A 19326-nucleotide genomic window follows, 5' to 3' on the forward strand; every position below is an offset into this window, starting at 1 on the left:
AATCATGACGCCAGGGCGTGACACGCTGATGACCCAGTGCCACATTGCCGTGCATGAACCCTGAAGCCACTGAGAGCCACCCGGTCTTCTGCACGATCGTGCCGCCCCACGTCCTCGACCACCTCTCGCAACTGGAGGACGGGGGCCGTTCCGAGCGCGCCCTGCGCACCCTGGAGCACGACGCCCTGCAGCGCACCCGCCGCCGCATCACCACCGTCCGCGGCATGGCCGCGCCCACCGGCGCCCCGTCGGACAAGCCGAACCGCACGATCTACGACGCGCGGCACCTGGAGACGCTGCCGGGCAAGAAGGTGCACTCCGAGGACGACAAGCCGTCCAAGGACGCCTCCGTCAACCGCGCGCACGCGGGCCTCGGCGCCACCTTCGACCTGTACCTGAAGGTCTACGGCCGGCACTCCATCGACGACTCCGGCCTGCCGCTGAACGCGACCGTCCACTACGGCGAGAACTACGACAACGCCTTCTGGGACGGCCAGCGCATGGTCTTCGGCGACGGCGACAACGACCTGTTCCTCGACTTCACCATCCCGGTCGACGTCATCGGCCACGAGCTGACCCACGGCGTCACCCAGCACACCGCCAACCTGGACTACTTCGGCCAGTCCGGCGCGCTCAACGAGTCCATGTCGGACGTCTTCGGCGCCCTGATCAAGCAGTACGCGCTGGGCCAGAACGCCTCCCAGGCCGACTGGCTGATCGGCGCCGGGCTGCTCGGCCCCAACGTCACCGGCGAGGCGCTGCGCTCGATGAAGGCCCCGGGCACCGCGTACGACGACGACGTCCTGGGCAAGGACCCGCAGCCCGCGACGATGGACGACTACGTCAAGACCTCCCGCGACAACGGCGGCGTGCACATCAACTCCGGCATCCCCAACCACGCCTTCTACCTGCTCGCCACGGCCCTCGGCGGCAACGCGTGGGAGCGGGCCGGACAGATCTGGTACAAGACGCTGACCGGCGGGGAGCTCGACAAGGACGCCCAGTTCGACGACTTCGCACGCCTGACGGTGGCCACCGCGCGCACCGAGTACGGTGAGGGCGACGTCCTCCAGGCCCTGACGAAGGCATGGTCGCAGGTGGGAGTTCCCACCACCTGATCCGCCACCATCTGGCCCGATCTGTCCGTTTCCCCGCACCCCACTGGGTAGGAAGCCCGTCATGCGGATTCAAGTACGACGCACCGGCGGCTTCGCCGGTATCGAGCGCCACGCCGAGGTCGACACCTCCGGCCGCCCCGATGCCGCGGAATGGCACGCCCTGGCCGAGCAGGCAGCCGCCGCCGGCCGGGGCACGCCCCCGGTAGGCGTCCCCGACGGTTTCAGCTACCAGATCACCATCGACGGCCACACGGTCTACGCCTCCGACCCCCGGCTCACCACGGAACAGCGCAAGCTGATCAGCAGAGTACTGAAGGAGGGCTGCTGACCGGCCGCCCGGCCGGCAACTCCGCTTCCGTGCATGCCCCTTGACACAGGTTCCCGCCGGTAACCAGGATCCGGCCCATGGACGGATCACGTGCGCCGGGTGGGTCCTCGTCGGGTGCGTTGCCCCGCTTTCCGGCGGGGTTCGTGTGGGGGGTGTCGACGTCCGCGTACCAGATCGAGGGGGCGGTGGACGAGGACGGCCGCGGGCGGTCGGTGTGGGACGCCTTCGTGGAGCGGGCCGGGCGGGTCAAGGACGGCTCCGACGGCCGGGTGGCGACCGGGCACTACCAGCGGTACCGCGAGGACGTCGCGCTGATCGAGGAGCTGGGAGTCGGCGCGTACCGGTTCTCGGTGGCCTGGCCCCGGGTGATGCCGGACGGTGGCCCGCGGGTCAACGCGGCGGGGCTGGACTTCTACGACCGGCTGGTCGACGCGCTGTGCGCGGCGGGCGTCCGGCCGGTGCCGACGCTCTTCCACTGGGACACGCCGGAGGCCGTCGAGGCGGCGGGCGGGTGGCTGGAGCGGGACACTGCGTCGCGGTTCGCGGCGTACGCGGACGCCGTGGCGGCGCGCCTCGGTGACCGGGTGGACCGGTGGATCACGCTCAACGAGCCCGCCGAGCTGACGCTGCTGGGGTACGGGCTGGGGCAGCACGCGCCGGGCCGGGAGCTGGGCTTCGGGGCGCTGCCCGTGGCGCATCACCTGCTGCTGGGCCACGGCCTGGCCGTGCAGGCGCTGCGGGCGCGGGGTGCGGGCGGCATCGGGATCGCCAATTCGCACGGGCCGACGTGGGCCGCCTCGGAGTCGGCCGCCGACCAGGAGGCGGCCGGGCTGTACGACCTGCTGCTGAACCGTCTGTTCGCGGAGCCGGTGCTGCTGGGGCGCTATCCGGAGGAGGAGCTGACGGCGCCGCTGCTGTCCGGGACCGGTCCGGTGGACGAGGACCTGCGGATCATCGGCGAGCCGCTGGACTGGTACGGGGTGAATTACTACCAGCCGACGAAGGTGGGGGCGCCTGCGGCGGAGGGCGCCGGAGGGGGCGACTTCGCGGGGATCGAGCTGCCGCCGGGGCTGCCGTTCGCGCCTCGGGAGATCGAGGGGTATCCGCGGACGGACTTCGGGTGGCCGGTGGTGCCCGCGGCGCTGACCGAGCTGCTGACCGGGTTCCGCGACCGGTACGGCGACCGGCTGCCGCCCGTGGTCATCACCGAGAACGGCTGCTCGTACGACGGTGTCGGGGACCGGGAGCGGATCGCCTTCCTGGACGGGCACCTGCGGGCCCTGCACGACGCGATCACCGCCGGGGTGGACGTGCGCGGCTACTTCGTCTGGTCGCTGCTGGACAACTTCGAGTGGGCGGAGGGGTACGCCCGCAGGTTCGGGCTGGTGCACGTCGACTACGACACGCTGGTCCGGACCCCGAAGGCTTCGTACTACTGGCTGCGGGACGCGCTTCGGGCCCAGCGGTGACCGGTGCGGGGGCCGCGGGCACGCCCGGGGTCCCCTCGGGCACGCCCGGGGCTCCCGCCGGCACGTCCGGGGCCCTCGCCGAGCCGGTCGAGCGGGTGGGCGGCGGCTGGACCGCGGCGCTGGCGCTGGCCAACGGGGCGGTCTGGGTCGGCTGGTACGGGCCGATCCAGATCCTGCTGGCTCTCCAGGCGGCCGAGCTGGCGCCGCCGGGCACGTCGAAGGAGTCGGTGCTGGCGTGGGTGACGGGCCTGGGCGCGGCGGTGTCGCTCGTCGCCAATCCGGTCTTCGGCGCGCTGTCGGACCGTACGGTGTCGCGGTTCGGGCGCCGTACGCCGTGGATCGCGGCCGGTGTGCTCGGGGGTGCGGGGGCGCTGTGCCTGTTGGCTGCCGCCCGGAGCGTCGCCGCCATGGCGGCCGGGTGGTGTCTGGTGCAGCTGGCGCTCAACGCCGCGTTCGCGGCGGTCACCGCGGCCGTACCGGACCGCGTCCCGCACCTCCAGCGCGGCGCGGTGGGCGGCTGGCTGGGCGCGGCGCAGATCCTGGGCGTGGTGGTTGGTACCGGCCTGGCCACCGCCGCGGGCGGCGTCGCGGCGGGGTACGCGGCCTGCGCCGCTTTCACCGTGCTGGCCACGCTGCCGTACGTCCTGCGCTACCGGGACCTGCGGATCGGGCCCGGTGACCGGCCGCCGTTCGCGTGGCGGCCGTTCCTCGCCGGGTTCTGGATCAGTCCGCGCCGCCACCCCGACCTGGCGTGGGCGTGGCTGACCCGCTTCCTGGTCAACCTCGGCAACGCGATCGCGCTGCTGTACCTGCTCTACTACCTGCGCGATGTGCTGCACCGGCCCCGCCCGGGGGACGGCGTGCTCATCCTGACCGCCGTCAACGGGGTGATGCTGCTCGCCACCGTCGTCGTCGGCGGGGTGTGGTCGGACCGTTCGGGCCGCCGCAAGCCGTTCGTGCTCTGGTCCGGCGTGATCATGGCGGTGGCCACCGCGCTGCTCGCCGGGTGGCAGACCTGGACCGGCGCGCTGGTCGCCGCCGCGCTGCTGGGCGTCGGCTTCGGCGTCTTCACGTCGGTGGACTTCGCCCTGATGACGGACGTGCTGCCGGCCGCCGCCCACCGGGGCCGGGACCTCGGCGTCGTCAACATCGCAAACTCGCTGCCGCAGGTGGCCGCCCCCGCACTGGCCGCGCCCATCGTGACGTACCTGGGCGGCTACCGGACGCTGTACCTGGTCGCGGCGGGCATCGGGCTGGCGGGGGCGCTGCTGGTGCGGCGGATCCGCGGGGTGGCGTGAGGGCCGGTGCCGCCGGTCAGAAGCCCAGCTTGCGGAGCTGCTTCGGGTCGCGCTGCCAGTCCTTGGCGACCTTCACGTGCAGGTCGAGGAAGACCGGCGTGCCGAGCAGCGCCTCGATGTGCTTGCGGGACTTCACCCCGACGTCCTTCAGACGCTTGCCCTTCGGGCCGATGATGATGCCCTTCTGGCTGGGCCGCTCGATGTAGACGTTGGCGTGGATGTCCAGCAGCGGCTTGTCCGCCGGGCGGTCCTCGCGCGGCAGCATCTCCTCGACGACGACCGCGATGGAGTGCGGCAGCTCGTCCCGTACGCCTTCGAGCGCGGCCTCACGGATCAGCTCGGCGACCATGACCTGCTCGGGCTCGTCGGTGAGGTCGCCCTCGGGGTAGAGCGGGGGGCTCTCCGGGAGCATCGGCACGAGCAGGTCGGCGACGAGCTGCACCTGGCCGGCCCCTCGCCCACCATCACCCCGATCGGAGGGGCTTCGCCCCGCCCCTTCTGATTCCGCCGCCGAGACCGGAATGATCTCCGCCCACTCGATCCCCAGCTCCCGGCCCAGCTGGTCGACCGCGAGCAGCTGCTCGGCGAGCTGCTTGGAGTCCACCAGGTCGGTCTTGGTGACGATGGCGATCTTCGGGGTCTTCTTGATGCCGGCCAGCTCGCCCGCGATGAAGCGGTCGCCGGGGCCCAGCTTCTGGTCGGCGGGCAGGCAGAAGCCGATCACGTCGACCTCGGCCCAGGTGGTCCGTACGACGTCGTTGAGCCGCTCGCCGAGCAGGGTGCGCGGCTTGTGCAGGCCCGGGGTGTCGACCAGGACGAGCTGGGCGTCCGGGCGGTGCACGATGCCGCGCACGGTGTGCCGGGTGGTCTGCGGGCGGTTGGAGGTGATCGCCACCTTCGTGCCGACCAGAGCGTTCGTGAGGGTCGACTTGCCCGCGTTCGGGCGGCCGACGAAGCACGCGAAGCCGGCGCGGTGCTGGGCGGAGGACTCTGTACGAACGCTCATGGCGCCCATTGTCCCCGATCGGCGGGCGGGCGCGGACCACCAGGTCCGGACGGCGGCCGCACGGGCGGACGGCCCGGCCCCGTACGGCGGGGCTCAGGGCGCGGCGCCGACCCGCTCCGCCCGCGTCCGTCCCGGCGTCCGGCGCGCGTCGAGGCGGTCCCACAGGGTCAGCATCGGGGACGCCATCACCGTCGTCACCAGCGCGACCACGACCAGCACCGCGAACATCGACGGGGTGACGATGCCGGCCGCCAGACCGATGTTGATCGCGATGAGCTGCATCAGGCCCCGCGCGTTCATCAGCGTGCCGATGCGCAGCGCCACCCCGGCCTCCTCGCCGGCCAGCCGCGCGGCCAGCCAGCAGGCACCCAGCTTGCCGAGGACGGCCACGGCGACACAGCCCGCGGTGAACAGCAGCAGTCCTGGCGAGGCCAGCAGCGCGAAGTCGGTGTTCAGGCCGGAGTAGGTGAAGAACAGGGGCAGGAAGACGATCCGGCTGATCGGCGCGATCGTCTCGACGGCCCGGTCCACCGCTGCGGAGCGCGGGAAGACCACGCCCAGGCTGAACGCGCCGAAGACGGCGTACAGGCCGATGCGGTCGGTGTACCAGGCGGCGATGAAGAGGACCACGATGGTGATCAGCAGCAGCTCGTCGGGACTGCGGCGGTTCACCAGGCCCGTGAGCCGGGTCCCGGAGCGGGCGAGCAGGGCCAGTACGACCACCAGGCCGGCGCTGCCCACGAGGGCGACGACCAGCGGCCCGGTACCGGTGCCGGTCAGGCCCAGCACCCCGGCGAGCAGCACCCACGCCAGCGCGTCGTCCACCGCCCCGGACGCCAGGGACAGCGAGCCGAAGCGGGTGCCGGTCAGACCCCGCTCGGTGATGATGCGGGCCAGCATGGGGAACGCGGTGATGGCCAGGGTGACGCCGACGAAGAGGGCGGAGACGGTGACGGACACGTCGTCCGGGAAGACGTCGACGCGGCCGTGCACGGCGTAGGTCAGCCCCACACCCAGCGCGAGCGGTACGAAGATCCCGGCGCCCGAGATCATCGCGGCCGGCCCGGCCACCGCCCGGATGCCGGCCGACCGGAACTCGTACCCGGTCTGGAACATGAAGACGACCAGGCCGATCTGCCCGGCGACGTACAGCGCGGGCCGCAGCTCCGGCGGGAACAGGGCCGTCTCCAGACCGGGCGCCAGCAGGCCCAGCACGGACGGCCCGAGCACCACGCCGGCGACCATCTCCCCCACCACGGGCGGCTGGCCCAGCGCTCGCAGGGCGCGCCCCACGAGCCGGCAGACGAGCAGGATGACGACGACGGCCAGGAAGAAGACCGGCCCTAACTCCGTGACGGTCATGGCGGAGGGTCCTTCGGCTCATGGGGCTGATGTGGGGGCGAGGCGTACGGGCCGGGGGCGCGGATCAGACATACGGACCGGGCGTGTGGTTCAGGCGTACGGCTCAGGCGTGCGGGTACGGGCAGCGCGCCGGTCCGCCGGTGCCGGCCGGCAGCGGGGCGCCCTGGGTGTCGTGGGCGGCGAAGTACCGCTCGGCCGGGCGCAGCCGGCGGGCGTCCAGCACCATCCACGTACCGAGGACGAGCTGGACGCAGCTGCGCCACACGTCCTCCCACCGGTCGCGCACCCGCAGGAAGACGCGGGCGGCGAGCAACCGGTGCGGCGGCAGCGGACGGCCGCGCCGGACCAGCAGGCAAGGGGCGCGGTGCGGGATGGAGCGGGTGTGCGCGACGTCGGAGTGGAGGGTGAAGCGGCTCAGCACCTCGCGGGTCGCGGCGCGCATGACCAGCGGGGCCAGCCGCCAGGCGGGGCAGGGCCGGTTGGCGGCGACGCCGAACGGGATGTGGTGCTGGTTCTTGGCGACGAGGTGGTCCCAGCGGCCGGGATCGAAGACGTCGGGGTCGGTGTAGCCGGTGGCGTGGTAGTCGGGGTAGTTGAAGCACAGGACGGAGCCGGCGGGGAGGACGGCGTCCGGGCCGAGCGGGATGTCGTCCGTGCTGATGCGGTGGGCGACGCCGAAGAGCGGGTAGAGGCGCAGCGTCTCGTCGAGGACGTTGGCGAAGTAGCGGTCGTCGTCGGGCGCGGCGGCCAGCTTCCGCTGTACGTCCGGGTGTTGGCCGAGGACGAGCAACAGGTGGGCCATGGCCTCGGACAGCTGCACGACGGCCGTGTTGAAGAAGGTGCCCTGGAGGTAGTGGGCCTGCTCGTCGGGTGAGAGGGAGCCCGGCAGGTGGCGCGGCGGTACGTGCCCGGCGGCGATGCGCTGCCGCAGGTGGCGGGTGAGGCGGGTGCGGCGGGCCAGGTGGCGTGGCCGGGTGCACTTCAGGGAGTTCACCACGTCCTCGGCGTTGTCGACGATCAGGCGCCGGACGTCGGCCGGGCACGGTTCGCGGAAGACGAGGCCGTAGAAGAATTCCGCCCAGACCGGCATCATCAGGTCGCGCAGCCGTACGAACGTGGCGCGGCCGACGCCCCGTTCGTCGAGCACGGCGGCGGTACGGCGGGCCGCCGCCGCGGACAGGTCCTGGCTGGGGCCGGCGAGCACGGTGAGGGTGGTGCGGGCGACGTCGTCGTAGCGCGGGCCGTCCTCCAGGTGTTCCTGGTGCACTTCGGGGCCGGGCGCGAGCCAGTACCAGAAGAGGTCCGAGAGGGCGGCGCCGCGGCTGCGGCCGTTGGCGGCCGGGTGGGAGTAGACCTCCTGGAAGCGTTCGGCGGGGACGGCGGCGTTCGGGAAGGCGATGCCCTCGTCGCCGTTGATCCGGGCGAAGAGCGCGACGCGGGCGGCGACGACCGTGCGCGGCAGCCAGTACGGGACGGAGAGGGCGGCGGCCGTGGCGGCGAGCAGCCGGAGGGTGCGGGGGCGGGCGGAGAGCCGGGGACGGTTCATCGGGCCTCCCCGCTCCGGACGCTCCCCCGCGCGACGACGAGGTCCGGTCCGAGGTCGGCCGGGCTGCCGCCGCCGCACAGCGCCAGCACGTGGTCGAACTCCGCGCGCAGCAGCTCCAGTACGTGCCGGACGCCCTTCTCGCCGTCCGCGGCCAGGCCCCACAGCACCGGGCGGCCGACGCCGACGGCCGACGCGCCCAGCGCGAGGGCCACGGCGGCGTCGGAGCCCCGGCGGACACCGCCGTCCAGCAGGACCGGCACCCGGCCCGCGACGGCCTCGGCCACGGCGGGCAGCGCCTCGACGCTCGCCGGGGCGGCGTCGAGCTGCCGGCCGCCGTGGTTGGAGACCAGCAGCCCGTCCACGCCCTCGGCGACGGCGATCCGCGCGTCCCCGGGGTGCAGGACGCCCTTGAGCAGCACCGGCAGCCGGGTCTGTGCCCGCAGCCTGCGCAGGTCGTCCCAGGAGAGCCCCGGGGACATGGCGATGTCGCGGGGGCGGTCGTCGAGGGCGCCGGGCAGGCCGCGCATGTTCTCGGCGGTCAGGCCGTCGGGCAGGTCGTCGAAGCCGTGCCGGGCGTCCCGTTCGCGGCGGCCGAAGACGGGTGAGTCGACCGTGACGACCAGTGCCGTGCAGCCGGCCCGCTCCGCCCTGCGCACCAGGGCGAGGGTGACCTCCGGTTCGGGCTGGAGGTAGAGCTGGAACCAGACGGCCGCGTCGGCCTGTACGGCGCGGGCGGCGGCGGTGACCTCGGCCACCGGCACGGTCGCGGCCATGCCGGTGACCAGGACCGTGCCGGCTGCCGCCGTCGCGCGGGCGGTGGCCAGCTCGCCCTCGGGGTGCGCGAGGCGGTGGAAGGCGGTGGGCGAGACCAGGACGGGCATCGCCAGGCGGTCGCCGCACAGCGTCACGGACAGGTCGCGGGCGGCCGCCCCGCGCAGGACGCGCGGCAGCAGGGCGAGCCTGCGGAACGCCGCCTCGTTCTCGTGGAGCGCCGTCTCGCCCCCGGCGCCCCCTGCGAAGAAGTCGTACACCCGCGGGTCCAGCCGCTCCCGGGCCCGCTCGCGCAGGTCGGCGAGGGTGGGGATCACGGCCGGGCCGCCGGTTCCGGGCCGGTGAGCCGGGGGCGCAGGAAGGACCGCAGGGGTGCGCGGTGGACCTCCTCGCTGTCCCACTCGTTCTCCAGGTTCTCGGTGAGGTGGTGCTCGGCGGTCGCCTTGCCGGGCGCGGCGCCGTCGAAGACGCGGACCACCGGGTGCAGATAGCGGCCGTCCAGGCCGGTGGTGTCCTGCTGGGAGACCCGGCCGGCGGAGATGTCGAACGGGTTGACCTTGTCGTGGCCCTCGCCGTATTCGAGGGTGACGGTGCAGTAGGAGCCGACCTCGCCGAAGCCGCCGTCGGCGACGGCGGTGTGCAGGTGGTCGACCGGCACTTCCTCGCAGTAGCGGACCGTGCCGTCCCGGTCGACGAGCACCGCGTCGCCGAGGAAACCGAAGACCTGGAAGAGCGCCGAGCTGCGGTTGACGCGGGCGATCACGGCGTCGGTGACCGCCTCGGCGGTGGCGGGCAGGGCGCGGGCGGGCCAGGGGCGGCCGTGGTGGCGGGCTTCGAGGATGCGGTGCAGGGCCCGTACGCCGTACCGGAACCCGTGGATGAAACCACTGGTGGATTTCTTGAAATCGCGTACCTGGGTGATGGTGCCGGCGAAGTACAGTCCGGGGACGTTCGGCGATTCCCAAGCGTCGGTCTGGGCCGGGAAACGGTCGTTGACGGTGAGTTCGGGGCGGCACTCCGGTGCGAATACCGACGGGTCGAAGCGGAATCCGGTGGCGAGGATGACCCGGTCGTAAGTGATGTCCTTGACCACCTCGTTGACCCGGGAAAAGGAAACGGAGACCACGTATGAGCCGTCCGGCTGCTGCCGGATACGTTCGATGTTTCCGTCCAGCACCGCGTTCTGCAATTTCAGCTGATAGGTGTCGAGGAAGTTGTTGTTGACGGCCCGCAGGTGTCCGACGAAATGGGTCTGCCAGGCGAGCTTCAGCGAGCCGGGTCCGGCGACGTGGATGACGGCGGCGGTCTCGATGAGGTTGTCGGCGGTCTCGAACGCGGAGTTGGCACGGCCGATGATCAGCACGCGCTGCCCGGTGAAGCCGGCCGGGTCGACGGAGACCTCGTCGTAGCGCTCGACCGTCTCGACGCCCTCGATGGCGGGGATGTACGGGCGGGTGACGCCGGTCGCCATGATCAGCCGCCGTGCGCGGTAGGCGGTGCCGTCGGCGGCGCGGGCGAGGAAGTCGCCGGGTCCGTCCGGCCCGCCGTACGGGCGGGATATCTCGGTGATACGGGTGTGGTGGCGGATGCGCAGGCGGTGGGTGGCGGCGAAGTCGGCGAGGTAGCCGACCATCTCGTCGGCATCCGGGAAATAGCGTGGGGTACGGGCGGTGAACAGCGGGGTGTGCTCGTCGGAGAGCAGCGAGTTCCAGTCGGTGCGCATGTTCAGCTCGGGGTCGTCCCAGCCGGTGTGCACCTTGTTGATCGAGATGAGGGTGCGATGGCGGGGGAAGCGGGTGAAGAACTCACCGGGAGCCGCGCCCGACTCCACGATGAGATGACTGCGTCCGGTCTGTTGCAGGAAATATCCGGCTTGTAATCCCGCGGGGCCGGCGCCGACCACCAGATAGTCCATCGTTTCGTCGTGGCTCACGCAATTCTCCTGTCACCTGCGGGGGGTATGGAGATGGAGCGGAATCCGACAGTACTTGAGCATTAAAGAACGACACCAGGGCGCAAATAAGTGATCTGCGTCACACTCAATCCAAGGTTTACGAGTACGCTGCACAAGCCAGTGTCACAAGGTCCGGGACTTTTACCTGGAACGCCCTTCTGTCGCGTCCCGGCGGGTCGCCGCATTACTCTCCCGTACTCCCGGCCCCGCTCGCCCCGCCGGTCCCGTGACGCATTTCAGCCGTTCACACCCACCGGAGCGGACACGAAATGAGCCAGCTCACCGCAAGCCCTTTCCCGCAAGCCCTCGTCGACGCGTTCCACCGGCAGCCGGACGTACCGGCGTTTGAACATCGGGGGCGCGCCGTTCCGCGCCGCGCGGTCCTGGACCTGACCGGCCGTTGTGTGCGCGGGCTGCGCGCGGCGGGCGTCGGCCCGGGGTCGTCCGTCGCGGTGGCCGCCGGCGCCACCCCCGAGGCGTTCGCCCTGCACCTCGCGGTGCATCTGCTGGGCGCCCGGCTGACCGGCCTCCGTCCCGGCCTGCCGCCGGGCCACCTCGCCCGCGTCCTGGCCGACGGCATCGACGTCCTCGTGCACGACGAGCCGTCGGCCACTTCCGAACTCCTCGCGGCGGGCGCCCCCGACACCACCCGGCTCGGCCTGGAGAAAGACCTGCTGAACACGGCGGAACCGGCCTCCCCCGACGACCTCGTGGCCCGCGGCCGCCCGGACGACCTCGCCCTGATCACCCTGACCAGCGGCAGCACCGGACAGCCCAAGGAGTGCGCGCACACCTACCGCAGCCTGACCGCGAGCTGGTCGTGGCAGCCCGCCCGCTGGTCCGCGCGGACCAGCGCCCTCGCGGCGGCCTACGCGCGCTTCCTGCTCTTCGGCACCCTCACCAGCGCGGTGATCTTCGAGCACCTGGGGCTGTGCCTGCTGGGCGGCGGCACCGCCGTCATCGCGGACCCGCCGCTGTCCTTCCCGGAGGTCTTCGCACGGCACCGCATCACCGCCTGCCTGCTGACCGTCCCCCGGTTGCACCACATCCTCAACACCCTGCGCACCGACCCCGCCAACACCGTCGATCTCACGAGCCTCCGAGCTCTGCTCGTGGCCGGATCTCCCCTCTCGCCCCACCGCCTCGCGGAGGCGGCCGAACGGCTCGGCCCGGTCGTGCACCAGGGGTACGGGCAGACCGAGACCGGCATGCTGACCCTGCTCACCCCCGACGACCTGGCCCGCCGGCCGGACACGGCGTACGGCTCGGTGGGGCGCCCCCTGGACGGGGTGGACATCGGCGTGCGGGACCCGGCCGACGGGCGGCCGCTCCCCGAGGGCGCCACCGGTGAGATCTGGGTCCGTACGGCCGGAGCGCTGGCCGGCTACCGCCGGGACGAGGAGGAGACCCGCGCCGTACTGCGGGACGGCTGGGTCCGCACCCGCGACCTCGGCCGCCTCGACGAGCACGGCTTCCTGCGGCTCACCGGGCGCACCCGTGACGTCATCATCGTCAACGCCGTGCTGCATTACGCGGGCGCCGTCGAACAGGCCCTCGCCGGGCACCCGGACGTCGACCAGGCGTACGTCGTGGGCGCGCCCGACGAGCGGACCGGCGAGGCCGCCCACGCGTTCGTCGTCCCGGCGGCGGACCGGCGGCCCGACCTCACGGCACTGCGCGATCACGTCGCGGCCGTGCTGGGCCCGGCGAGCGTGCCCGCCACGATCACCGTCATGCGGGAGGTGCCGGTGGCGGCGAGCGGCAAGCCGGACAAGAAGGCGCTGTTGGGGCGGGTGCGGGCGGGCCGGGCGGCGGAGTGAGGAGCGCGGCCTCACGCGGGCCCCTTCACCCCGTCAATCCGCCCTGACGCCGGCCGTCGCCCCGTCAGCCGCCCGGTCCGTCAACCGCCCGGCCCGTCAGCCCGCCTGGACCGAGGCCCGCAGCGTGCCGTCCGGACCGGCGACCAGCACCGGCGTCCCGGCGCCGCCGAGGTCTCGTACGGCCGCGCGGTCCTCGTCCGAGGCGGACTCCGCCTCGGTCACCACGGCCGCCGCCTCCAGCGACTGCGCGCCGCTCGCGACGGCCATGGCCACCGCCGTACGCAACGCGCTGAGCCGCAACGATTCCAGGGCGACGGTCCCCGCGACATAGGTGCGCCCGGTCTCGTCCCGGACGGCGGCGCCCTCCGGCACCCCGTTGCGGGCGCGCGCGGAACGGGCCAGCGTGATGATCTTGCGGTCTTCCGGGTCCAGCGGTGCGGCTTCGCTCATACGGGCGAGCATATGCGTCCCGCGGCCCGGCGGGCACGAAGGGGCGTACGGCGACGGCCGGACCCCGTCACCCCCTCCACCCCCCGTCACCCCGCCACCGAGTACATCCCGCCCCGGCGGCCCTCCGGCGACGTCAGCCACTCCAGCTTCGCCGCCGTGTCGACCTCCGCCGACCGGCGCGGGTTGTGCAGCACGATGGTCAGGTCCGGGCGGGCCGGTACCCGCAGCTGGGTGGTCTCGAAGAGCAGGGCGCCGACCAGCGGGTGCTCCAGTTCCTTGTGGACCTGCCCGCCGTCCTGGACGTCGCCGCGCGCCCACAGTTCCGCGAACTCCTCGCTGACCGCGGACAGTTCCCGTACGACCGACTCGTACCCCTCGTCGCCGGGCCGGCCCGACCAGGCCGCCCGGTACTGGGCCACCACCCCCGGCGCGTTCCGCTCCCAGCTGGCGGCGCGGGCACGGTAGACCGGGTCGGTGAAGAAGGCGATCACGCAGTTCATGGCGACGCCTTCGTGGCCGTGGTTCAGGACGAGCCGCGCGGCCTCGTTGTAGGCGACGTTGTTCCAGTACGGGTCCAGGATGTGGGCCGGGAACGGCATCCACGCGTCGATCAGCCGCTGGAGCCCCTCGCACATGTCGAGCACCGCGGGATCCGGGTCCTGCCGCAGCGGCGGGTTGAGCCCGGCCAGCACGTACAGGTGCCGCCGCTCGGTGTCGCTCAGCCGCAGCACCCGCGCCACGGAGTCCAGCACCTGCGGCGAGACGGTGATGTCACGCCCCTGCTCCAGCCACTGGTACCACGAAGCGCCGACCCCGGCGAGCACCGCGACCTCCTCCCGGCGCAGCCCCGGCGTCCGGCGGCGCCCGCCGTCGGGCAGGCCCGCCTCGGCCGGGCTGACCCGGGCGCGGCGGCTCATCAGGAAGTCCCGCAGCTCCTGGCGACGGCGCGGCTTGGCGCCGGCCGGGCCACCCGTCTCCCCTGTCGTCGGTACGGATGCCGCCCGCGCGGACTCGCTCACGCCGTTCCCCCTGTTGACCGTGGTTCGCCGGCCGCCGACGCGGCCGCCGCGTCCGGACCGTTCCTGGTGGTCCGGACACCACGATAAGTTCCCGCTCCCCACGCCGTATTCCTGGGCCGCAGGCTCCTCGTATGCCGACCGAGACACTTCCCTCCCCTCCGCCCGGCCGCACCGGCGAGCCGGCGGCCGCCCCTGTTCCTGGCCCCGGACCCGCATCCACACCCGCCTCCACGCCCGTTCCCGCCCGGATGACCGGCCGCGCCAAACTGGTTCTTCTCCTGCTCTGCGCCGCGCAGTTCATCGTCGCGCTGGACTTCTCGATCCTGAACGTGGCGCTCCCGGTCCTCGGCCGGGACCTGGGGATGGGACAGGCCGACCTCCAGTGGGCGATCACCGCGTTCGCGCTGCCGTCCGGCGGTTTCCTGCTGCTGTTCGGGCGGATCGCCGACCTGTACGGGCGGCGACGGCTCTTCCTCACCGGACTCGCCCTCTTCACGGCGGCCTCCCTGCTGGCCGCGCTCGCCTGGAGTCCGGCCGTCTTCCTGGCCGGGCGCGCGCTGCAAGGACTGGGCGCCGCGGTCATCGTGCCCACCGGCATGTCCCTGCTGACCACCACCTTCACCGAGGGCCCGCAGCGCGAACGCGCCCTCGGGATCAGCGGCACCCTGCTCTCGACGGGCTTCACCATCGGCATGGTGCTCGGCGGTGTGCTGACCGACTCGCTCGGCTGGCGGTCGACGATGGGCGTCCTCGCGGTCGCCGGGATCGCCGTGCTGGCGGTGGCGCCCGCGCTGCTCACCGAATCCCGGCACCCCGAGCGTCCCCGGATCGACATACCGGGCGCGGTGACCGTCACCGGTGGCCTGCTCGCCCTGATCTACGCCCTGTCCACCGCCGCCGAGGCGGGCTTCGGCCGCCCGGACGTGCCGGTCACGCTGGTCCTCGGCGCCGTCCTGCTCGTCGCGTTCGCCGTCGTGGAGTCCCGGGCCGCCCAGCCGCTGGTCTCGCTGCCGATGCTGCGCCGCCCGACGGTGGCGTGGGGCAACCTGGCGGGCCTGGTCACCTTCGCGATGATGAGCGCGGTGATCTTCCTGCTGACGCTCTACCTCCAGGAAGTGCTGCACCTCTCCGCCTTCCTCAGCGGCCTGGTCTTCGGCGTGCAGGGACTCTTCGCGGTGGTCGCCGGCCTCGTCGCGCCGAAGGTGATCGGATGGATCGGCGCCCGCCGGGCCCTGGCCACCGGACTGGCCGTCCAGGCCGTCTGCACCGCCGCGCTGCTGGGCCTGGGCACCGCCTCGTCCGGCGTCTGGCTCGCGACGATCGCCACGACGGTCGCCTGCTTCGGCCACCTGTGGGCGATCGTCTCGTACGGAGTGATCGTCACCTCCGGTGTGCCGGACACCGAACAGGGCCTGGCCACCGGTCTGGTCACCAGCGCCCAGCAGATCGGCCTCACGGTCGGCATCCCGCTGCTGAGCGCCCTGGCGTCGGCCCGCGTCACGGCCCTGCGGGAGGACGGCGCGGGATTCGCGGACGCCACGCTCGGCGGCATCAGGCTGGGCCTCGGCGCGGACGCGCTGCTCGTCGCGGCGGTCGCCGTGCCGGCCGCCGCCGGGCTCTCCCGGGCGGCCCGCCGGTCCCGGTCCCGTACGGACTACGCGCCCGCGAAGTAGGCCGACGGAGTGGTGCCCAGCGCCCGCCGGAACATGGCGGTGAAGGCGCTGGGGGTGGCATAGCCGAGGCCGGTGGCGACGGAGGTGACCGGCGTCCCCCTGGCCAGCAGCGTGACCGCGTGGACGAGCCTGGCCTGCTGCACCCAGCGGGCCGGGCTCATCCCCGTGGCGGCGGCGAACCTGCGGTGCAGGCTGCGCGTGCTCAGATGGGCGCGGGCCGCGGCGTACGGGGTCGTCCAGTCCTCGCCGGGGCTGCGCCGGATCGCCGCGCACAGGTCGCGCAGCCGGGGGTCGTCCGGGGCGGGCAGGTGCAGGGCCGGTACGGGGCGCGGCGCGAGTTCGTGCAGGAGCAGGTTCATCACCGTGCCGTCGCGGCCCCGTACGTCGTACTCCACCGGAAGCCGGGTGGCCTCGTCGATCAGCTCCCGCAGCAGCGGGGAGACCGAGACGACGGTGGGGGCGTCGGGCAGCCGCCAGGCGGACTGCGGCTCGATGTAGAGGGTGCGCATGGCGACCGCGCCCGCGCAGGTCATCGCGTGGGTCAGCCCGGCGGGCACCCACACGCCACGGGTGGCCGGCACCACCCACACGCCGTGACCGGTGGCCACCGAGATGGCGCCGGTGGTGCCGTAGATCAGCTGCGCCCTGAGGTGCCGGTGATCGGGGATGTGGTGGCCGTCGGGCAGGTCACGGGCCATCGCGGCGACCGGCCGGGGCACCTGCTGGTAGTCGTCCCGGTCCTCGCTCTTGCCGTACACGCCGCCTCGCCTCCCGCCTGCTTCCCCGTCTGGCACGTTCTCGACAGAACCTGGCACTCCCGCACAAGCCTGCCACGCCCGCCCCGGCCTAGCGTCGGCTCATGTGATCGAACCAGCTTCCGCTCCCCCGCGCACCGACCGCCCGCCCCGCTCCGGCCTGACCCGTCCGACGGCCCTGCTGCTCGCCGCCACCAGCGCCGTCACCGCCGCCAACGTCTACCTGAACCAGCCGCTGCTGGGCGCCGCCGCCCACTCCTTCGGGGTGGCCCCGGACGTCCTCGGCGCGGTGCCCACCGCCACCCAGCTCGGCTACGCGGCGGGCATCCTGCTGCTCGTCCCGGCGGGCGACAGCCACGACCGGCGGCGGCTGATCCTGGGCCTCGGTGCGGCGTCCGCGCTCGCCCTCGCCGCCTGTGCGCTCGCGCCCAGCGTGACCTGGCTGGTGGTGGCCGGCTTCGCGGTCGGCCTGCTCTCGCCCGTACCGCAGCTCATCACGCCGCTCGCGGTGGCCCTGGCCGCCGGCGGTGGCAACGCCGACCGGGGCCGGGTCGTCGGCACCGTACAGGCCGGCCTGCTGGTCGGGGTGCTCGCGTCCCGCGCGTACTCGGGGGCGCTGGCGGAGCAGGTGGGCTGGCGGGCGGTGTTCGGCTGCTCGTGCGTCCTGACGCTGCTGACCGTGCTGGTCCTGAGCCGGGCCCTGCCCCGCGTCCCGGCGGCCGCGGCCGCCTCGTACCGCTCGACGCTCGCCTCGCTGCCACGGCTGTTCGCCGCCCACCCGCCGGTCCGGCGGATCACCGTGTCCGGCGCGCTGGTGGGGATCGCGTTCGGCGCGTTCTGGACGACCCTGACGTTCCTGCTGGAGGGCGAGTACGGGTACGGGTCGACCGAGATCGGCCTGTTCGGGCTGGTGGCCGCCGCGAGCGCGCTGGCCTCCCCGTACGCCGGACGGCTGGCCGACCGGCTCGGGCGGCGCGGCGCGCTCGCGGCGCTGATCGGCCTGGTGATCGCGGGCTGGCTGCTCCTGCTGCCGGGCGGCGGCTCGCTCTGGTGGCTGCTGGCGGGCGTGATCGTGCTGGACGTCGGGGTCTGGGGCAGCCAGGCCGCCTCGCAGACGTCACTGTTCAGCCTCGACCCGGCCGTGCACAGCCGCCTGAACACCCTCTACTTCACCCTGCGCTTCTCCGGCATCGCCGTCGGATCGCTGGCCGGCACGGTGGCCTGGTCGGGCGGCGGCTGGCCCGCCGTGGTGATCACCGGGACCACCACGGCGCTCGCCGGGCTGTGCGTCGCGGCCGGCCCCGACCGCTTCCCGTTCCGCCGCCGCGGTCGGTCCTGACCGTCACCCCGTCACCGCGGCCAGTGCTGACCGCTTCGCACCCCGTCATCGCAGCCGTTCCCGACCGCTTCCCGCTCCGCCGCCGCGGTCAGTCCTGACCGGCCGCGCCGTCGTCGCCCCTGACCGGCTCGCACAGCACCGTGACGATCTTGTTGCGGCGGCCGGCCGGAGCCTCCGCGGTCAGCCGCAGCGCCTTCGGCGAGAGCGCGGACGCGTTCTCGCTGAGGTCGATCTCGGCCGTGGCACCCGCGATCGGCACCCGGCCCAGATGCTTGGCGAGCAGCCCGCCGACCGTCTCCACGTCCTCGTCGTCCAGCTCCGCGAAGCCGTACAGCTCACCGAGGTCGCCGATGTCCAGCCGCGCGGTCACCCGGTAGCGCCCGTCGCCCAGGTCCTCCACGGGCGGCAGCTCCCGGTCGTACTCGTCGGTGATCTCGCCGACGATCTCCTCCAGGATGTCCTCGATCGTCACGATGCCGGCCGTACCGCCGTACTCGTCGATGACCACCGCGACGTGATTGCGGTCCTGCTGCATCTCGCGCAGCAGGTCGCCGGCGTTCTTCGTGTCGGGCACGAAGACGGCGGGCCGCATCGCCGTGGAGACCAGCTCGGTCTCCGCGTCCCGGCTGATGTGCACCTTGCGGGCCAGGTCCTTCACGTACACGACGCCCACCACGTCGTCCTCGTTCTCGCCGGTCACCGGGATACGGGAGAACCCGGAGCGCAGCGCGAGGGTCAGCGCCTGGCGGATGGTCTTGAACCGCTCGACCGAGATCAGGTCCGTCCGCGGCACCATCACCTCCCGCACCAGGGTGTCGCCGAGCTGGAAGACGGAGTGGACCATACGGCGCTCCTCGTCCTCGATCAGCGACTCCTTCTCCGCGAGGTCCACCAGCGAGCGCAGCTCGGCCTCGGAGGCGAAGGGGCCCTGGCGGAAGCCCTTGCCCGGGGTCAGCGCGTTGCCCAGCAGGATCAGCAGCCGCGGGATCGGCCCCATGATCCGGGCCAGCGGCAGCAGCACGTACGCCGCGGCGGTGGCGGTGTTCAGCGGATGCTGGCGGCCGATCGTACGAGGAGAGACGCCCACCGCGACGTACGAGACCAGCACCATCACCGCGATGGCCACAGTCAGCGCCTGCCACGTCTGCTCGAAGGAGCGCAGACAGGCGTACGTCACCAGCACCCCGGCCGCCATCTCGCAGCCGACGCGCACCAGCAGCGCGACATTCAGATAGCGCACGGGATCGGCGGCGACGGCGGCCAGCTTCGCGCTGCCCCGCCGCCCCGACCGCACGGCTTCCTCGGCACGGAAGCTGGTCGTACGGGCGAGCCCCGCCTCGGCACACGCCGCGAGCCACGCGACGACGACGAGCAGGACCGCGACCGCGATCAGCTGGGTGGTCACCGGATCTCCCGCC

At 73.2% G+C, this 19326-nt stretch carries 16 protein-coding genes; 7 read left to right on the forward strand and 9 right to left on the reverse strand.

Annotation, left to right across the window (positions count from 1 at the left end; all coding sequences use genetic code 11):
• Positions 1–53: 53 nt before the first annotated feature.
• The 4 genes from JXZ78_RS32215 to JXZ78_RS32230 all read left to right on the forward strand — a co-directional run bounded on the left by JXZ78_RS32215 (position 54) and on the right by JXZ78_RS32230 (position 4213).
• On the forward strand, positions 54–1118 hold the full coding sequence (locus JXZ78_RS32215; protein ID WP_030021959.1) for a M4 family metallopeptidase: 1065 nt from the start codon (positions 54–56) through the stop codon (positions 1116–1118).
• Between the two features lie 61 nt (positions 1119–1179).
• On the forward strand, positions 1180–1446 hold the full coding sequence (locus tag JXZ78_RS32220) for a protealysin inhibitor emfourin (protein ID WP_030021960.1): 267 nt from the start codon (positions 1180–1182) through the stop codon (positions 1444–1446).
• Positions 1447–1523: 77 nt separating this feature from the next.
• Positions 1524–2915 (forward strand): GH1 family beta-glucosidase, encoded by a 1392-nt coding sequence (locus JXZ78_RS32225; RefSeq protein WP_033038623.1) that lies wholly within the window; start codon positions 1524–1526, stop codon positions 2913–2915.
• Positions 2912–4213 carry an MFS transporter gene (locus tag JXZ78_RS32230; RefSeq protein WP_372498459.1) on the forward strand — a complete coding sequence of 434 codons (1302 nt, stop codon included), beginning with the start codon at positions 2912–2914 and terminating at the stop codon, positions 4211–4213. The genes JXZ78_RS32225 and JXZ78_RS32230 overlap by 4 nt, the downstream gene beginning before the upstream one ends.
• A 16-nt stretch (positions 4214–4229) precedes the next feature.
• Here JXZ78_RS32230 and JXZ78_RS32235 read toward each other — a convergent pair whose 3' ends face one another.
• From JXZ78_RS32235 to JXZ78_RS32255, 5 genes are all read right to left on the reverse strand, one after another.
• Complete coding sequence (locus tag JXZ78_RS32235) at positions 4230–5228, reverse strand: GTPase Era (protein WP_372498460.1); 999 nt, start codon at positions 5226–5228, stop codon at positions 4230–4232.
• Between the two features lie 84 nt (positions 5229–5312).
• Positions 5313–6581 carry a cation:proton antiporter gene (locus tag JXZ78_RS32240; RefSeq protein WP_030021963.1) on the reverse strand — a complete coding sequence of 423 codons (1269 nt, stop codon included), beginning with the start codon at positions 6579–6581 and terminating at the stop codon, positions 5313–5315.
• 103 nt (positions 6582–6684) lie between these two features.
• A complete protein-coding gene (locus tag JXZ78_RS32245) occupies positions 6685–8127 on the reverse strand; it encodes a cytochrome P450 (protein ID WP_030021964.1) in 1443 nt (480 codons plus the stop codon).
• Positions 8124–9215 carry an alpha-hydroxy acid oxidase gene (locus tag JXZ78_RS32250; protein WP_106968844.1) on the reverse strand — a complete coding sequence of 364 codons (1092 nt, stop codon included), beginning with the start codon at positions 9213–9215 and terminating at the stop codon, positions 8124–8126. Before JXZ78_RS32250 ends, JXZ78_RS32245 begins: the two co-directional genes overlap by 4 nt.
• Entirely contained in the window at positions 9212–10813 is a 1602-nt protein-coding gene (locus JXZ78_RS32255; protein ID WP_030021966.1) for an NAD(P)-binding domain-containing protein, read from the reverse strand. Before JXZ78_RS32255 ends, JXZ78_RS32250 begins: the two co-directional genes overlap by 4 nt.
• A gap of 308 nt (positions 10814–11121) precedes the next feature.
• Between JXZ78_RS32255 and JXZ78_RS32260 the strand changes: the two genes are divergently transcribed.
• Positions 11122–12672: a class I adenylate-forming enzyme family protein gene (locus JXZ78_RS32260; RefSeq protein ID WP_078624461.1), complete on the forward strand. Its 1551-nt coding sequence runs from the start codon at positions 11122–11124 to the stop codon at positions 12670–12672.
• Between the two features lie 96 nt (positions 12673–12768).
• On the opposite strand, the gene JXZ78_RS32265 is transcribed toward JXZ78_RS32260, so the two are convergent.
• Both JXZ78_RS32265 and JXZ78_RS32270 read right to left on the reverse strand, forming a co-directional pair.
• A complete protein-coding gene (locus JXZ78_RS32265; RefSeq protein ID WP_033038654.1) occupies positions 12769–13122 on the reverse strand; it encodes a cytidine deaminase-like protein in 354 nt (117 codons plus the stop codon).
• An 86-nt stretch (positions 13123–13208) separates the two neighbouring features.
• On the reverse strand, positions 13209–14039 hold the full coding sequence (locus JXZ78_RS32270) for a helix-turn-helix transcriptional regulator (RefSeq protein ID WP_238783516.1): 831 nt from the start codon (positions 14037–14039) through the stop codon (positions 13209–13211).
• Positions 14040–14272: 233 nt separating this feature from the next.
• Here JXZ78_RS32270 and JXZ78_RS32275 point away from each other — a divergent pair, with 233 nt between their 5' ends.
• Positions 14273–15814 (forward strand): MFS transporter, encoded by a 1542-nt coding sequence (locus tag JXZ78_RS32275; protein WP_030021972.1) that lies wholly within the window; start codon positions 14273–14275, stop codon positions 15812–15814.
• On the opposite strand, the gene JXZ78_RS32280 is transcribed toward JXZ78_RS32275, so the two are convergent.
• The gene (locus JXZ78_RS32280; RefSeq protein WP_030021973.1) at positions 15796–16572 is read right to left on the reverse strand and encodes an AraC family transcriptional regulator; all 777 of its coding nucleotides are present in this window, start codon (positions 16570–16572) and stop codon (positions 15796–15798) included. The two genes, JXZ78_RS32275 and JXZ78_RS32280, sit on opposite strands and share 19 nt — an antisense overlap.
• Before the next feature lie 103 nt (positions 16573–16675).
• Here JXZ78_RS32280 and JXZ78_RS32285 point away from each other — a divergent pair, with 103 nt between their 5' ends.
• Positions 16676–17908, forward strand: coding sequence for an MFS transporter (locus tag JXZ78_RS32285; RefSeq protein ID WP_238783512.1), 1233 nt, complete (start codon positions 16676–16678; stop codon positions 17906–17908).
• 88 nt (positions 17909–17996) lie between these two features.
• Here the strand turns inward: JXZ78_RS32285 and JXZ78_RS32290 are convergent, their stop codons facing one another.
• Complete coding sequence (locus JXZ78_RS32290; protein WP_030021975.1) at positions 17997–19313, reverse strand: hemolysin family protein; 1317 nt, start codon at positions 19311–19313, stop codon at positions 17997–17999.
• Positions 19314–19326: the final 13 nt, after the last annotated feature.

This window comes from Streptomyces monomycini (assembly GCF_022271435.1).
GTDB classification, from domain to species: Bacteria; Actinomycetota; Actinomycetes; order Streptomycetales; family Streptomycetaceae; genus Streptomyces; species Streptomyces monomycini.

Bases quoted from the DNA above. Each gene is read 5' to 3' on its own strand.
- JXZ78_RS32270 (WP_238783516.1), bottom strand. From the start codon at position 14,039: ATGAGCCGCCGCGCCCGGGTCAGCCCGGCCGAGGCGGGCCTGCCCGAC.
- JXZ78_RS32225 (WP_033038623.1), top strand. From the start codon at position 1,524: ATGGACGGATCACGTGCGCCGGGTGGGTCCTCGTCGGGTGCGTTGCCC.
- JXZ78_RS32255 (WP_030021966.1), bottom strand. From the start codon at position 10,813: ATGGACTATCTGGTGGTCGGCGCCGGCCCCGCGGGATTACAAGCCGGA.
- JXZ78_RS32240 (WP_030021963.1), bottom strand. From the start codon at position 6,581: ATGACCGTCACGGAGTTAGGGCCGGTCTTCTTCCTGGCCGTCGTCGTC.
- JXZ78_RS32265 (WP_033038654.1), bottom strand. From the start codon at position 13,122: ATGAGCGAAGCCGCACCGCTGGACCCGGAAGACCGCAAGATCATCACG.
- JXZ78_RS32260 (WP_078624461.1), top strand. From the start codon at position 11,122: ATGAGCCAGCTCACCGCAAGCCCTTTCCCGCAAGCCCTCGTCGACGCG.
- JXZ78_RS32215 (WP_030021959.1), top strand. From the start codon at position 54: ATGAACCCTGAAGCCACTGAGAGCCACCCGGTCTTCTGCACGATCGTG.
- JXZ78_RS32245 (WP_030021964.1), bottom strand. From the start codon at position 8,127: ATGAACCGTCCCCGGCTCTCCGCCCGCCCCCGCACCCTCCGGCTGCTC.
- JXZ78_RS32235 (WP_372498460.1), bottom strand. From the start codon at position 5,228: ATGGGCGCCATGAGCGTTCGTACAGAGTCCTCCGCCCAGCACCGCGCC.
- JXZ78_RS32275 (WP_030021972.1), top strand. From the start codon at position 14,273: ATGCCGACCGAGACACTTCCCTCCCCTCCGCCCGGCCGCACCGGCGAG.
- JXZ78_RS32220 (WP_030021960.1), top strand. From the start codon at position 1,180: ATGCGGATTCAAGTACGACGCACCGGCGGCTTCGCCGGTATCGAGCGC.